The 13,744-nt window shown below is 69.6% G+C and carries 13 protein-coding genes; 3 read left to right on the top strand and 10 right to left on the bottom strand.

Annotated elements, in window-relative coordinates; all coding sequences use genetic code 11:
• Positions 1 to 2: 2 nt before the first annotated feature.
• The gene (gene ybeY / locus GRI72_RS09520; RefSeq protein WP_160733700.1) at positions 3 to 506 is read right to left on the bottom strand and encodes an rRNA maturation RNase YbeY; all 504 of its coding nucleotides are present in this window, start codon (positions 504 to 506) and stop codon (positions 3 to 5) included.
• Positions 507 to 561: 55 nt separating this feature from the next.
• The gene (locus GRI72_RS09515; RefSeq protein ID WP_160733699.1) at positions 562 to 1,590 is read right to left on the bottom strand and encodes a PhoH family protein; all 1,029 of its coding nucleotides are present in this window, start codon (positions 1,588 to 1,590) and stop codon (positions 562 to 564) included.
• A gap of 236 nt (positions 1,591 to 1,826) precedes the next feature.
• Between GRI72_RS09515 and GRI72_RS09510 the strand changes: the two genes are divergently transcribed.
• Positions 1,827 to 2,747 (top strand): hypothetical protein, encoded by a 921-nt coding sequence (locus GRI72_RS09510; protein ID WP_160733698.1) that lies wholly within the window; start codon positions 1,827 to 1,829, stop codon positions 2,745 to 2,747.
• Here GRI72_RS09510 and miaB read toward each other — a convergent pair.
• The 8 genes from miaB to GRI72_RS09470 form a co-directional block, all read right to left on the bottom strand.
• Complete coding sequence (miaB, locus tag GRI72_RS09505; RefSeq protein WP_160733697.1) at positions 2,720 to 4,072, bottom strand: tRNA (N6-isopentenyl adenosine(37)-C2)-methylthiotransferase MiaB; 1,353 nt, start codon at positions 4,070 to 4,072, stop codon at positions 2,720 to 2,722. The two genes, GRI72_RS09510 and miaB, sit on opposite strands and share 28 nt — an antisense overlap.
• 70 nt (positions 4,073 to 4,142) lie before the next feature.
• Positions 4,143 to 4,991, bottom strand: a complete 849-nt coding sequence (locus GRI72_RS09500) for a lysophospholipid acyltransferase family protein (RefSeq protein ID WP_160733696.1) — start codon at positions 4,989 to 4,991, stop codon at positions 4,143 to 4,145.
• Positions 4,991 to 5,422, bottom strand: coding sequence for a transcriptional repressor (locus GRI72_RS09495; protein ID WP_160733695.1), 432 nt, complete (start codon positions 5,420 to 5,422; stop codon positions 4,991 to 4,993). Before GRI72_RS09495 ends, GRI72_RS09500 begins: the two co-directional genes overlap by 1 nt.
• A gap of 119 nt (positions 5,423 to 5,541) precedes the next feature.
• Positions 5,542 to 5,985, bottom strand: a complete 444-nt coding sequence (locus tag GRI72_RS09490) for a Ros/MucR family transcriptional regulator (protein ID WP_160733694.1) — start codon at positions 5,983 to 5,985, stop codon at positions 5,542 to 5,544.
• A 160-nt stretch (positions 5,986 to 6,145) separates the two neighbouring features.
• Positions 6,146 to 6,601, bottom strand: coding sequence for a GNAT family N-acetyltransferase (locus GRI72_RS09485; RefSeq protein ID WP_160733693.1), 456 nt, complete (start codon positions 6,599 to 6,601; stop codon positions 6,146 to 6,148).
• A complete protein-coding gene (gene tsaB, locus GRI72_RS09480) occupies positions 6,598 to 7,242 on the bottom strand; it encodes a tRNA (adenosine(37)-N6)-threonylcarbamoyltransferase complex dimerization subunit type 1 TsaB (RefSeq protein WP_160733692.1) in 645 nt (214 codons plus the stop codon). Before tsaB ends, GRI72_RS09485 begins: the two co-directional genes overlap by 4 nt.
• A 9-nt stretch (positions 7,243 to 7,251) precedes the next feature.
• A complete protein-coding gene (locus GRI72_RS09475; RefSeq protein ID WP_160733691.1) occupies positions 7,252 to 7,872 on the bottom strand; it encodes a malonic semialdehyde reductase in 621 nt (206 codons plus the stop codon).
• Positions 7,873 to 7,894: 22 nt separating this feature from the next.
• Positions 7,895 to 8,473, bottom strand: a complete 579-nt coding sequence (locus GRI72_RS09470) for a NifU family protein (protein WP_160733690.1) — start codon at positions 8,471 to 8,473, stop codon at positions 7,895 to 7,897.
• 99 nt (positions 8,474 to 8,572) lie between these two features.
• Between GRI72_RS09470 and GRI72_RS09465 the strand changes: the two genes are divergently transcribed.
• Positions 8,573 to 11,551, top strand: a complete 2,979-nt coding sequence (locus GRI72_RS09465) for a M16 family metallopeptidase (protein WP_160733689.1) — start codon at positions 8,573 to 8,575, stop codon at positions 11,549 to 11,551.
• 112 nt (positions 11,552 to 11,663) lie between these two features.
• A complete protein-coding gene (locus GRI72_RS09460; RefSeq protein WP_160733688.1) occupies positions 11,664 to 13,037 on the top strand; it encodes a class II 3-deoxy-7-phosphoheptulonate synthase in 1,374 nt (457 codons plus the stop codon).
• Positions 13,038 to 13,744: the final 707 nt, after the last annotated feature.

Here is a 13,744-nt window from a genome sequence, read left to right as displayed (position 1 = left end):
CCTCAAGCGTGCTCCTGGTTGTCCCGGTCGCCATATGGGTCCGGGAGGCCCAGAATCGCAAGCGCCTTTATTTCCAGCGCCTCCATCGCGTCGGCATCGCGGTCGGAAATCTCGTGGTCGTACCCGGCGAGATGCAGGAACCCGTGGACCAGCAGGTGCGCGGTGTGGTCCTCGGTCGCGATTCCCTTTTCCGCTGCCTCGCGCCGGCAGGTTTCCCAGGCAAGTGCCAGATCGCCCAGCATTTCCGGGCCGCCTTCGGGCGCGAGGCCGGTCAGCTCGTCGCGCAGGAGCATGGGAAAGGACAGGACATTGGTCGGCTTGTCCTTCGTGCGCCATTCGCGGTTCAGGCGGCGCACGTCCTCGTCCACGGTGAACAGGACGCTCGCGGTCAGGCGGCGGTTGGCCAGTTCGGGGGCGACCTTTTCCGCCGCCTCGGCCGCGCGGTAGGCCAGCTCGGCCCAGTCGTGGGTGCCGGGCCAGCCGTCGATCTCTATGTCGAGGTCCATCAGCGTGCCGCCTTTCCCGCGCGCCGCCCGGTCGCCGGGCCCGGTTGCCGCGCGCTCATTCGGCCGGGCCCTCGTAAGCCTCGACGATCCGGCCCACGATCGGGTGGCGCACGACATCGGCGGCGGTGAAGCGGCTGACGGCGACCCCTTCGACCCCTTCGAGCCGCGAGACCGCGTCGGCAAGGCCGCTGGTCGCGTCGCCGCCGGGGATGTCCACCTGCCGGGGATCGCCGCACACGACCATGCGGCTGTTCTGCCCGAAGCGGGTGAGGAACATCTTCATCTGTTCGCGCGTGGTGTTCTGCGCCTCGTCCAGGATCACGAAGGCGTCGGCCAGCGTGCGCCCGCGCATGAAGGCGATCGGGGCGACCTCGATCACGCCCGACATCAGGTGCCGCTCGACCTGTTCGGGGGGCATGCAATCGTACAGCGCGTCGTAGAGCGGGCGCAGGTAGGGATCGACTTTCTCCTTCATGTCGCCGGGCAGGAAGCCGATCCGCTCGCCCGCCTCGACCGCCGGGCGGCTGAGGATCAGGCGCTGGACATTGCCGGTGATCAGCTGGCTGACGGCCTGGGCCACGGCGAGGTAGGTCTTGCCCGTCCCCGCCGGGCCGAGCGCGAAGATGATCTCGTCCCGCGCGAGCTGGCGCATATAGGGGATCTGCCCGGCGGAACGCGGCACGATCGTCTTGCGCCGGGTGCGGATCATGATCGGCGGGCCGTCGCTGTCGCCCGAGATGATCCCCTCCAGCGTCGGTTCGTTCGACATCGCGACGAGCGATTCGATCGCCCCGCTGTCGAGCTCCTCCCCGCGGGCGAGGCGGCTGTACATGGCCTGGAGCACGTCGCGCGCGCGGGCGACCGAATCCTCCGGCCCTTCGACCAAGACCTTGTCGCCGCGCGCCGAAATGAACACGCCCAGCCGGTTCTCCACCTGCACGAGGTTGGCGTCGAACTGGCCGAACAGGGGAACGAGCAGCGACTGGTCGTCGAAGCTCAGCTCGGTCCTCGCCCGCCGGATCTCCCGCTGCGGGCTGGGCGGCGGGGAGATCGGCCTGTCGGCGCTATGCGGTTTGCGTCCCATGCAATCCTTTCGTCGCTGCCCCGAATCTAGATGGCAACGCGCGGGAGGCAAGCTCGGTCCCTGCACGCGGCAGTGGATTGTTATCGAACTGTCGCCAAAGTGGCGCGATTATGCCGCGCGGCGGTGGCGCCGGGCGGCCAGCGGCGGTAGAACGGCGCACGGCTGGCCGGCTGTCCAGGCCGGATGCTGTTCAGGCCGGATGCTTTTCAGGCCGGATAGAAGGAAAGGGACCGGGCATGGTCATCGCAAGGTGGGGGCAGGGTGCAGTGGCGGGGATCGTCGCGATCCTGCTGGCAGGCGGCGACGCCCGGGCGCAGGAAGGGACCGCGTCGTCTCCGCCGTCCGGGGAGATCGTGGTCGAGGCCCAGCTGGAGGAGGTGGAGCGCAAGGTCGAGACGCTGACTCGCCGGATCACGCGCCGCCCGCGTACCGACAAGCCGATATCGCGCCGCTATTCCGCCATCTGCGTGGGGGTTCACGGGCTGACCGAAAGCTTCGCCCATGTCCTGATCGATCGGGTGGAGGACAATGCGCGCGAGCTGGGCATCCCGGTGCTGGGGCCGGGATGCCAGGTGAACACCCTGATCGCGTTCACCAGCGATAGCCGGGCGGAGATCGAGCGCCTGCGCAAGGCCGAGCCCTGGCTGTTCGATACCCTGCTCGATTACGAGTACGATCGGATCATGCGCGGCAACGGCGCGGTGCAGGCCTGGCAGGCGACCGAGGTGAAGGGCGCCGACGGCAAGGAATTCGCGACGATGGTGGTCGGGAATCCCCCGCGCGAGGTGCAGATGAACAAGCAGCCGTTCGCGAGCAATATTTCGCAGCAGCTACGGGTGGACATCGAGGGGTCGATCGTCGTTTTCGACAATGCCCACGTGCCCGGCAAGTCGCTGCAGCAACTGGCCGATTACGCCACGATGCGCCTCTTCGCGCCGACCGACGACGTCTCGGAAGGCGGTGGGGCGGGCGTGCCGACGATCCTTTCGCTCTTTGCCGAAGCGGGCGACGCGCCCGACGGGCTGACGTCGTTCGACCGGGCCTATCTCGGCGCGCTCTACAAGCTGCCGCCCACCGCGCGCGGGGCGGCGATCCACGACGCGACCTGGTCGGCCTATCGCTCGGCCAATTACGAGGTGGCGGAAACCGCCGACTGAGGCAGCCTGCCGGCGAGCGAGTTGGGGCCCGCTTCGGCGAGTTCGAGGGTCACGAGGTCGCCGATCGCCGCCTCGCCTTCGAACCAGACCGATTGCAGCCAGGGGGACTTGCCCAGCCACTGGCCCGGGTGCTTGCCCCTGCGTTCGACGAGGACCGCGCAGGTCCGGCCGACCGAGGCGCGGTTGAAGGCGAGCTGGTCGCGGTTGAGCGCGGCCTGGAGCCGCTGCAGCCGCTCGTCCATCACCTCGCGCGGGACCTGGCCTTCCATCGCCGCCGCGGGGGTGCCGGGGCGCGGCGAATACTTGAAGCTGAAGGCCTGGGCATAGCCGACCGCGTCGACCAGGTGCAGCGTCTCCTCGAACTCGGCATCGGTTTCGCCCGGGAAGCCGACGATGAAGTCGCCCGACAGCGCCAGGTCGGGCCGCGCGGCGCGGAAGCGTTCGAGCAGGCGGAGGTAGCTTTCGGCCGTGTGGCTGCGGTTCATCGCCTTGAGCACGCGGTCGCTGCCCGCCTGGACCGGCAGGTGGAGAAACGGCATCAGCTTGTCGATCTCGCCATGGGCGGCGATCAGCGCGTCGTCCATGTCGGCCGGGTGGCTGGTGGTGTAGCGGATGCGGGCGAGGCCGTCGATTTCGGCGAGGTCGCGGATCAACCCGGCCAGCCCGATCGCGCGGCCGCGCGCATCCTCCCCGCTCCAGGCCGAAACGTTCTGGCCGAGCAGGGTGATTTCGCGCGCGCCGGCCTCGACCAGGCGGTGCGCTTCGGCCACCAGGTCGCCGTAGGGGCGGGAAATTTCCGCGCCGCGGGTATAGGGCACGACGCAGTAGGTGCAGAACTTGTCGCACCCTTCCTGCACCGTCAGGAACGCGGCCGGCGGGCTGGTGCGCCGGGCGGGAAGGGCATCGAACTTGGCGATCGGCGGCATGTCGGTATCGGTCGCGCGCTCGCCGGCGACCGCGCGGTCGATCATCGCGGGCAGGCGGTGGTAGGCCTGGGGGCCGACGACCATGCTCACCGCCGGGGCGCGGGCCATGATCTCCTCGCCTTCGGCCTGGGCGACGCAGCCGGCGACCGCGATCATCGGCTTGCGCCCGCGCGCCTCGCCCGCCTTGGCCAGGCGGCCGATGTCGGAATAGACCTTCTCCGCCGCCTTCTCGCGGATATGGCAGGTGTTGAGCACGACGAGGTCCGCCTCCTCGCCCTCGGGCGCGGGGGCGATCCCTTTCGCGGCCAGCAGCTCGGCCATGCGCTCGCCGTCGTAGACGTTCATCTGGCAGCCGAAGCTCTTGACCCTGTAGGTCCGGGGAGGGGCACTCTGTCGCATGGCGCGCGCCTATAGCCGAGGTGAGGGCGGTTTGAAACTCCCGCGCGGGAAGGGGCGGGCGGCAGGGCGCCTAGTCGCGCGGCGCGTGGTAGCGCACGGGCACGACGTCGTGGGCAAAGGGGCGCAGCGGCTCGCCCAGCGTGGTCAGCAGCGCGGCCTCGATCGCGGCCCGGGCGCGCGCGCCGATCGCCTTGCGGCCGCGGAATTCCTCGGGGCTGAAGGGTTCGAGGAAATGGAGCCGGACCGTGAAGGTCCCCTTGCGCGCGAGCACGCGGCGCGCATTGTTCAGCCCGCCTTCGTCGCCGATCCAGCCGATCTCTTCCGCCACCGGGCCGTAATCGACCAGGACCGGCTGGACGAGGACGCCGGGCGGCGGCGGTTCGAGGACCGAGAGCATCGAGGTCTTGAACGGCAGGAGCGAGCGCCCGTCGGTGGTGGTCCCTTCGGGAAAGACGGTGATCGACCAGTTGTCCTGCAGCGCCTCGCGCAGGGCGTTGATCTGTTCGGCGACGCCGAGCCGGTTCTCGCGCTCCACGAAGACGGTGCGGTTGAGCCGGCTGAGCCAGCCGACCACCGGGGCGCGGCCAAGTTCCGCCTTGGCGACGAAGGCCGTCCCGCTCGCGCCCGCCAGCGCGAGGATGTCGATCCACGATACGTGGTTGGCGACGAAGAACACGTCGCGGCGCAGCGGGACGCCGATCCGTTCGACCCGCGCGCCGGCGATCCGCGCGGCGAGGCCCAGGAACAGGCGCGGGAAGGGGGAGCCATAGGCGAACAGGCGGTAGAGGTAATGCAGTGGGACGCAAACGAGCAGCGCCACCAGCAGCGCCGCCAGCCGCAGCGCAAAGCGCAGCCAGCCGGCGAGCGAGATCGGTGTGCTTTCCCCGCGTGCCGCCGCCTCGCGCAGCGCGCGGTCCATCAGTCGGCCTTGTCGCCGCGGTCCAGCTTGACGCCGTAGAGTTCCATCCGGTGATCGACGAGGCGATAGCCCAGCCGTTCGGCGATGACTTTCTGCAGCGCCTCCAGCTCGGGATCGACGAATTCGACCACCTTGCCGCTTTCCACGTCGATCAAGTGATCGTGGTGCGCCTCGGGCGCGGCCTCGTAGCGGGCGCGCCCGTCGCCGAAATCGTGCCGGTCGAGGATGCCGGCTTCCTCGAACAGGCGCACGGTGCGATAGACGGTGGCGATCGAGATCTTCGGATCGATTGCCGAGGCGCGCTGGTGCAGCTGCTCCACGTCGGGGTGGTCGTCGCTCTCGGAAAGGACGCGCGCGATGACGCGGCGCTGTTCGGTGATGCGCAGCCCGCGGTCGGCGCACAGTTGTTCGAGGTCGATCCGCTGGGACACTGGCTACCCTATGACAGAAAACAAGAAACGCCCGGTTGCCTTAACGGCACCGGGCGTTCTTCTCAAGCTCCCGCTCGGGCGCCCTTACGAGCGTCTGTCCGGGCGCCTGGCGCAGGGCCTTATTCGGCGTCCTTCTTGCGCCGGCCGCGCTTCTGGCCGGGCTTGCGGCCGAGGCCGATCTTCTTCGCCAGTTCGCGCCGCTTCTCGGCATAGTTGGGCGCGACCATCGGGTAGTCGGCGGGCAGGTTCCAGCGCGCGCGGTATTCTTCCGGCGACATGTCGTAATTCGTCCGCAAGTAACGCTTGAGCATTTTCAGCTTCTTGCCGTCTTCGAGGCAGACGATGTAATCCGGCTTGACCGAGGCGCGCACCGACACCGCCGGTTCGGGCGGGGTCTCTTCCTGCGTCTCGCCGCCGCCGAGCCCGGCCAGCGCGCCGTAGACGTTGGAGATCAGCGAGGGCACTTCGTCCACGGATACGCTGTTGTTGCTGACATGCGCTGCGACGATGTCCGACGTCAGCGTGATGAGCGTTTCCGCCATGTCGTTTTCGATGTTGTCCATATTTTCCTCACACAGGCCAGTTGGCCGAAATTGTATTTCTACAACCCGTGGACTTTTACCACGGTGCGCCCTTGAACGAGCAAGTGCAACATTTCAATAACATTTCAAAGGGCCTGCTGCACGTGCCCATAACAAATCTTGGGTCGTCCTGAATCAAAGGTTATAGTTTACAGCCGAACGTAATCGCATCGAGAAACCGCCCGTCGGGCAGGCGGTAATAGGATGAACGCCGCCCGATCGGCTCGAACCCCATCTGCCTGTAAAGCCCCTCCGCCGGGTTGTTGTGCCGCATTTCGAGAAACATCCTTTCCGCCCCGCGTTCCCGCGCGGCGTCGAGCGCGCGGCGCAGCAGCGCCCGGCCGACCCCGCGCCCGCGCCATTCGGGGCGCACCGCGATCAGCAGCAGTTCTTCCTCCCCCGGCGCGTGGCGGGTGAGGGTGAAGCCCGCCGCCGGCGCGCCCGGCGCGGGCAGGCCGCCGCGCGCGTCGGCCAGGGCATAATGGGTCGAGGGCAGGGCCAGCGAGTCGCCGACCTGGCGCCGCGTCCAGGCCTCCGCCCAGGCCGGGTCGAAGGCGGCGTCCATCACCGCCATGATCCGGTCCAGATCGTCGTTCATCCGCGCGCTCCTGCATGGCCGCCCTTTCCTGTCGGTGCGGGGCGCGCGTCGGGCGGGCGGCCATAGGCGGGGCGAATGGTCGCCTCGAGCGCGGCCGGCGGGATCGCCAGCGCATGGCGCGCATCGGGGTGGAGCGGCAGGGCCTGGCCGTGCCCGCGCAGGGCGACGAGTTCCTCGGCCCGCGTCCCGCCGACCAGATCGGCGTCCAGCGCGCGCGCGGCTTCGTCCGGCACCAGCGAGCGCGCCTCGCCGCGCGGCAGGCCGTCGGGGCCGAAGGACTGGACGAACCATTCGCCGTGCCCGCCGACCGTGCAGGCGCCGACCGCGCGGCCGGGGTGCTGCGCGCGGACCATGGCCGCGACCAGCGCGAGCGTGGGATAGCCGGCGATCGCGGCGCCCCAGGCATAGGCGAGCGCGCGGGCGGTGGCGATGCCGATCCGCACCCCGGTAAAGCTGCCGGGGCCGAGCGAGACGAGGATCCGCGCCGCCTTGCCCCGATCGGGCAGGTCGGCGATCATCGGCACCAGCCGTTCGGCATGGCCGCGCCCGAGCACGCGGTGATCGTGCGCGAGCAGGTCGTCGCCTGCGAAAAGCGCGACCGAACAGGCTTCGGTCGCGCATTCGATCGCCAGGGTCCGCATGGCCGGCCGTCAGGCGATGGTGCAGAACGTCTCGAAATCGGGGCGCGGGCTGCGGTCGAAGATCGTCGACGCATCGCCATAGCCGATTCCGCAGATGAAGTTGCTGCGAACGCGCGGGCCGAACTTGGGATCGTCGGCGAAGAAGGCCTTGTCCACCGCCGCGTTGTCGAACCCCGACATCGGCCCGCAGTCGAGGCCCAGCGCCCGCGCGGCAAGCATCAGGTAGGCCCCCTGGAGCGAGGAATTGCGGAAGGCGTGGCTGCGCCGCCCGTCCTCGTCGTCCGCAAACCAGCTTTTCGCATCGGTATGCGGGAACAGCCAGGGCAGGTTCTCGTGGAAATCGATGTCGTAACCGACGATCGCGACGACCGGCGCGGTCTCGATCTTCTCGCGGTTGCCTTCCATCGCCAGCGCCGAAAGCTTCTCGCGCGCTTCGGCCGACCTGGCCCAGACGATCCGCGCGGGCTGCATGTTGGCCGAAGTCGGCCCCATCTTCATCAGCGCGTGGATCGCCTCGATCTGCTCGTCGGACACCGGCTTGTCGAGCCAGCCGTTGTAGCTGCGCGCTTCGCGGAAGAGCTGGTCCAGCGCCTCTTCGGACAGGGCGTGGCCGTGGAATTGCTTGGTCATCGTCATTCCCCCGTGGTTGCGGTCAGGCCGCGCGAACCTCGGTCACTTCGGGCACGTAGTGCTTCAGCAGGCCCTCGATCCCGTGCTTGAGCGTCGCGGTCGAGCTGGGGCAGCCCGAACAGGCGCCCTGGAGCTGGAGATAGACGACCCCGTCGCGGAACCCGCGATACTGGATGTCGCCCCCGTCGCCCGCGACCGCGGGGCGGACGCGGGTTTCGAGCAGCTCGTTGATCTGCGCGACGACGTCGGCGTCGGCCGGGTCTTCCTCCACCAGCATGTCCGCCTCGCCCGGCACGGCGATGCCGCTGGCGTCGCCGCCGGCGAACAGCGGCGCCTCGGACACGAAGTGGTCGAGCAGGATCGAGACGACCTGCGGCTTCAGCGTGCTCCATTCCACCCCGGGGGCGGCGGTCACGGCCACGAAGTCGCTGCCGAAGAAGACATTGGTCACTTCGCCGGTGTCGAAGATCGCCTGGGCCAGCGGGCTCGCCTCGGCCGCCTCGGGCGAGGCGAACTCGCGCGTGCCGGTGGGCATGACCTGCCGGCCGGGCAAGAACTTCAGGCTGGCCGGGTTCGGCGTGGTTTCGGTCTCGATGAACATGGGGGCGATGTAGGGGCGGGGCCGGGCATGAACAAGGCCGCCGGGCCGCGCCGCGCGCATTCACTATCCCTTCAGGCCCCCGGCCCCTATAAGCCGGGCATGATTCATCTCCCGCGCGCCGTCCGGCCCCTCGCGCTCCTCCTCCCCCTGGCCCTGTTCGCGCCCGCTGCCTCGGCGCAGGCGCCGGTACCGGCATCGGTGCCGACAGGGGCCCCGCTGGAACGCGAGATCCCCGAATCGCTGCAGACCGGGGACGAGGTGCCGTGGATCTATCGCGGCAGCGACGTCCCGCGCGACGAGGAATGGCTGTTCGGCGAAATGGACAACGGCCTGCGCTACGCCGTGCGCCGCAACGGCGTGCCGCCGCGCCAGGTCTCGATCCGCATCCGCATCGACGCCGGATCGCTGCACGAGCGCGACGACGAGCGCGGCTTTGCCCACCTGATGGAGCACCTGAGCTTCCGCGAGAGCAAGTATCTCGGCCCGGCCATGGCGATCCCGACCTGGCAGCGGCTGGGCGCGACCTTCGGCAGCGACACCAATGCCGAGACGACGCCGACCCACACGGTCTACAAGCTCGACCTGCCCAACGCCACGCCGGAAGCGCTGGAGGAAAGCTTCAAGCTGCTTTCGGGCATGATGCGCGAGCCGGTGCTGACCGAGGCGAACCTCGCCGCCGAAGTGCCGATCGTCCTCGCCGAGAAGCGCGAGCGCGGCGGCGCGGCCGAGCGGGTGGTCGAGGGGACGCGCAAGACGCTGTTCGCCGGCCAGCCGCTGGCGGAACGGATGCCGATCGGGACCGAGGCGACGCTGACCGGCGCCACGGCCGAGGCGATGCAGGCCTTCCACGCGCGCTGGTACCGGCCCGAAAACACCGTGATCGTCGCCGCTGGCGACGTCGATCCGATCCGCCTGGCGCAGCTGGTGGAAGAATGGTTCGGCGACTGGCAGGGCAAGGGTCCGCACGTCGAGGCGCCGAGCTTCGGCGACCCGGTCCCGCCGCCCGGCGCGACGGGGAAGAACCCGGTCGGCGAAACCGCGGTCCTGGTCGAACCCGACATGCCGCGCACGCTGACGTACGCGATCATGCGCCCCTGGCGCCAGGTCGACGACACGATCGTCTACAACGAAGGGCTGCTGACCGACGCGCTGGCCCAGGCCCTGATCAACCGCCGGCTGGAGGCGCGGGCGCGCGCCGGCGGGTCCTATCTCTACGCCCAGGTCCAGCAGGACGACGTCAGCCGCTCGACCGACGCGACGTTCGTCACCGTCGCGCCGCTTTCGGGCGACTGGCAGGCGGCGGTGGCCGACGTTCGCGCGGTGATCGCTGACGCGCTCGCCACGCCGCCTTCGGAAGAGGAGATCGCGCGCGAAGTGGCCGAGTTCGACGTGGTCTTCGCCAGCATGGTGGAACAGCGCGCGGTCATGGCCGGTTCCAAGCTGGCCGACGACATCGTCAACGCGGTCGATATCCGCGAGACGGTGGCCGCGCCCGAAACCGTGCTGACCGTGTTTCGCGGGATGCGCGACAAGCTGACCCCGGCCGCGGTGCTCGAACACACCCGCGCGCTGTTCGACGGCGATGTCGTGCGCGCCGTCTATGTCACCCCGGCCCGGGGGGAAGCCGACGCCGCGGCCATCCGCGCCGCGCTGGCGCGCGATGTCGCGCCCGATTCCAGCGCGCGGCTCGACGCGACGCCGATCGCGTTCGAGGACATGCCCGCGATCGGCGATCCGGGGCAGGTCGCCAGCGTCGAGCCGCTCGGCCTGCTGGGGATCGAGCGGGTCGAGCTCGACAACGGCGTCACCGCGATCCTGTGGGCGAACGAGGCCGAACCGGGCCGCGTCGCCGTGCGGGTGCGCTTCGGCGCCGGGATGCGCGCCTTCGACGCAGGCGACGCGGTCTATCGCGAGCTGGGCGAGCGGGCGCTGGTCCAGTCGGGCCTCGCCGATCTGGGGCAGGAGGAGCTGGACCGCATTTCCACCGGGCGCAAGATGGCGTTCGATTTCGGGATCGAGGAATCGGTGTTCACCTTCGCCGCGCAGACGCGCAAGGCGGACCTCGACGACCAGCTCTATCTCTTCGCCGCCAAGCTGGCGATGCCGCGGTGGGACGAGAACCCGGTGATGCGGGCCAAGGCGGCCGCGCGGCTGGCCTATGAAAGCCTCGCCACCAGCCCGGGCTCCGTGCTCGGCCGCGACCTCGAGTATTACCTGCGCGACCGCGATCCGCGCTATGCCACGCCGGACCTCGCGACGCTGGAACAGGCGACGCCCGAAGGCTTCCGCGCGGTGTGGGAGCCGCTGCTGGCCCAGGGGCCGGTCGAAGTCGCGATCTTCGGCGAGTTCGACCGCGAGGCGACGCTGGAAGCGCTGCGGCGCACGTTCGGCGCGCTGCCGCCGCGCACCCCGATCCCGGCCGAGGTTGCCGCGCGCACGCCCGATTTCCCCGCCCCTTCGGCGGATACGGTCGTGCTGCACCATCGCGGCGATGCCAACCAGGCGGCGGCGGTAATCGCCTGGCCGACCGGCGGCGGGGTCGAGCGGCTGCCCGAATCGCGCCAGCTCGAAATCCTCGCCAACCTGTTCAGCAACCGCCTGATCGATGCGATGCGCGAACGCGCCGGGGCCAGCTATGCCCCGCAGGTGACCAATTCCTGGCCCACCGACCTTGCCGACGGCGGCCGCATCGCCGCGATCGCGCAGCTTCGGCCGGAAGACGTGCCCGCCTTCTTCGCCGCGGCGGACGAGATCGCGAGCGACCTCGTCGCCAACCCGCCGACCGCGGACGAGCTGGCCCGGGTGACCGAGCCGCTGCGCCAGCTGATCAACCGGGCATCGACCGGAAACACGTTCTGGATGTACCAGCTCGAAGGCGCGACCCGCGATCCGCGCCGGGTCGCGCTCGTGCGGTCGCTGCTCAACGATTACACGGTCACCACGCCCGAGGCGATGCAGGCGCTGGCGCGCAAGTATCTCGCCGTGCGGCCCGGTTTCCGCCTCGCGGTGATCCCCGAAGGGCAGGAACTCGTGCGCGGCCCGGCGGCCGCCCCGGCGCAGGCCCCGGCGGGCCGGTAGGGGGCGCGCTGCGTAGCGCAACCATCACCGCCCGAAAGTTATTTGCCCTTGCCGCGCGGCCCGCTGTCGCGTTCAATGGCGCTTTCCCTCGATTACGAAAGAGTACGATCACGTGGCGCGCAACTGGACACCCGATAGCTGGAAGTCGCACGAGGCCCGGCACCTGCCGGCCTATGACGACGGGCAGGCGCTCGAATCGGTCGAGGCCACGCTGCGCAGCTATCCCCCGCTCGTCTTCGCCGGCGAAGCGCGCGCGCTGAAGGCGGAACTGGCCGAAGTTGCCCGGGGGCAGGGGTTCCTGATCCAGGGCGGCGACTGCGCGGAAAGCTTTGCCGAGTTCCACCCGAACAACATTCGCGACACCTTCCGCGTGCTGTTGCAGATGGCGGTCGTACTGACGTTCGCGGGCAAGCTGCCGGTGGTGAAAGTGGGCCGCATGGCGGGCCAGTTCGCCAAGCCGCGCAGCGCGCCGACCGAGACCAAGGACGGGCTGACCCTGCCGAGTTACTTCGGCGACAACGTCAACGGGATCGAGTTCACGCCCGAATCGCGGCGCAACGATCCGCAGCGCATGGTGCGCGCCTATTCGCAGGCGGCGGCGACGCTGAACCTGCTGCGCGCCTTCGCCGGCGGCGGCTATGCCAACTTGCGCCAGGTTCACCAGTGGACGCTCGATTTCATGGGCCGCAGCCCGTGGGCGGAAAAGTTCGCCGAAACCGCCGACCGGATCGGCGAGGCGCTCGATTTCATGGAAGCCTGCGGGGTCGATCCGGCCACCGTGCCGCAGCTGCAGGGCACCAGCTTCTACACCAGTCACGAGGCGCTGCTCCTGCCCTACGAGCAGGCGATGACGCGGCAGGATTCACTGACCGGCGAATGGTACGACACCAGCGCGCACATGGTCTGGGTCGGCGACCGGACGCGCTTCGAAGGCAGCGCCCACGTCGAGTTTGCGCGCGGGATCGGCAACCCGCTGGGCCTGAAATGCGGCCCCAGCCTCGAACCCGACGTGCTGCTGGGCCTGCTCGACACGCTCAACCCCGCGCGCGAGCCGGGGCGGATCACGCTGATCAGCCGCTTCGGACACGAGAAGGTCGAATCGGGCCTGCCGCGGCTGGTGCGCGCGGTGGCGCGCGAAGGGCACCCGGTGGTGTGGAGCTGCGACCCGATGCACGGCAACGTGATCAAGTCCGAAAGCGGGTTCAAGACGCGCCCGTTCGACCGGATCCTGAGCGAGGTGAGGGGCTTCTTCGCGGTCCACCGGGCCGAGGGGACCCATGCCGGCGGCATCCATATCGAGATGACCGGGCAGGACGTGACCGAGTGCACCGGCGGCGCGATCGCGATCACCGACGAGGCGCTGGGCGACCGCTACCACACCCATTGCGACCCGCGCCTCAACGCCGCGCAATCGCTCGAACTGGCCTTCCTCCTCGCCGACATGATCCGCATGGAAACCACCGACCGCCAGGCCGACGCCGCCTGAGAGCGATCCGTTCCACCTTCCCGGCAACGTGCGCTCCTGCGAAAAGCAGGAGCCCAGGCCGGCGGGCGCTGGGGCTGTGTCTGGGTTCCTGCTTTCGCAGGAACTCGGGAGGGTCGAGACATCCTCCCAGCAGGCAGGGAGCGGCACCCCGTTCCCCTCTCCCCGCAACGCGAGCTCCTGCGAAAGCAGGAGCCCAGGATAGCGGGCGCTGTGGCTGCCTCTGGGTTCCTGCTTTCGCAGGAACTCACGGGTGAAGTATCGTCCCCTTTGGAGGGTGCCCACGCCCGGTCATCCGCTGGCGCGTGCGGACGGTTACGCCGGGAGGAAAGGCAAGCGGACGGAACCGGCCGGTGCCGCCTGGGCATCACAGGATTGCCACCTGGGCGTCACAGGGTTGCCTTGGCAACATCCTTGCGAGTGGCGGGAGGGGTTGCCTTCAACCTCCCGCTCGGCCCTTCGAGGAATGCGAGGCGCGGACAGGGCCAGGGCTCGCGCTTGCCCTGTCCGCCAGAGGCTATCGCGGGAGCGGGCCCTTGAAAGGCTCGCGGCGTTGAGGTCCGCCGCGGGCCGGGCAAGGGAAGCGCCTTAGATAGTCCTCGCATCCCGGCACAGGGGTGCTTTATCGAGCGGTCACTAGCCCCCCGAGGCACCGGCCGTATGGACGAAGCGGCCAGACGTGACGCGTACACGCTTTGCCCCCGTCGCTG

This window comes from Pelagerythrobacter marinus (genome assembly GCF_009827515.1).
Lineage (GTDB): Bacteria > Pseudomonadota > Alphaproteobacteria > Sphingomonadales > Sphingomonadaceae > Pelagerythrobacter > Pelagerythrobacter marinus.
The sequence above is the reverse complement of the archived record's forward strand: the minus strand, read 5'-3'. Positions and strand labels throughout refer to the sequence as shown.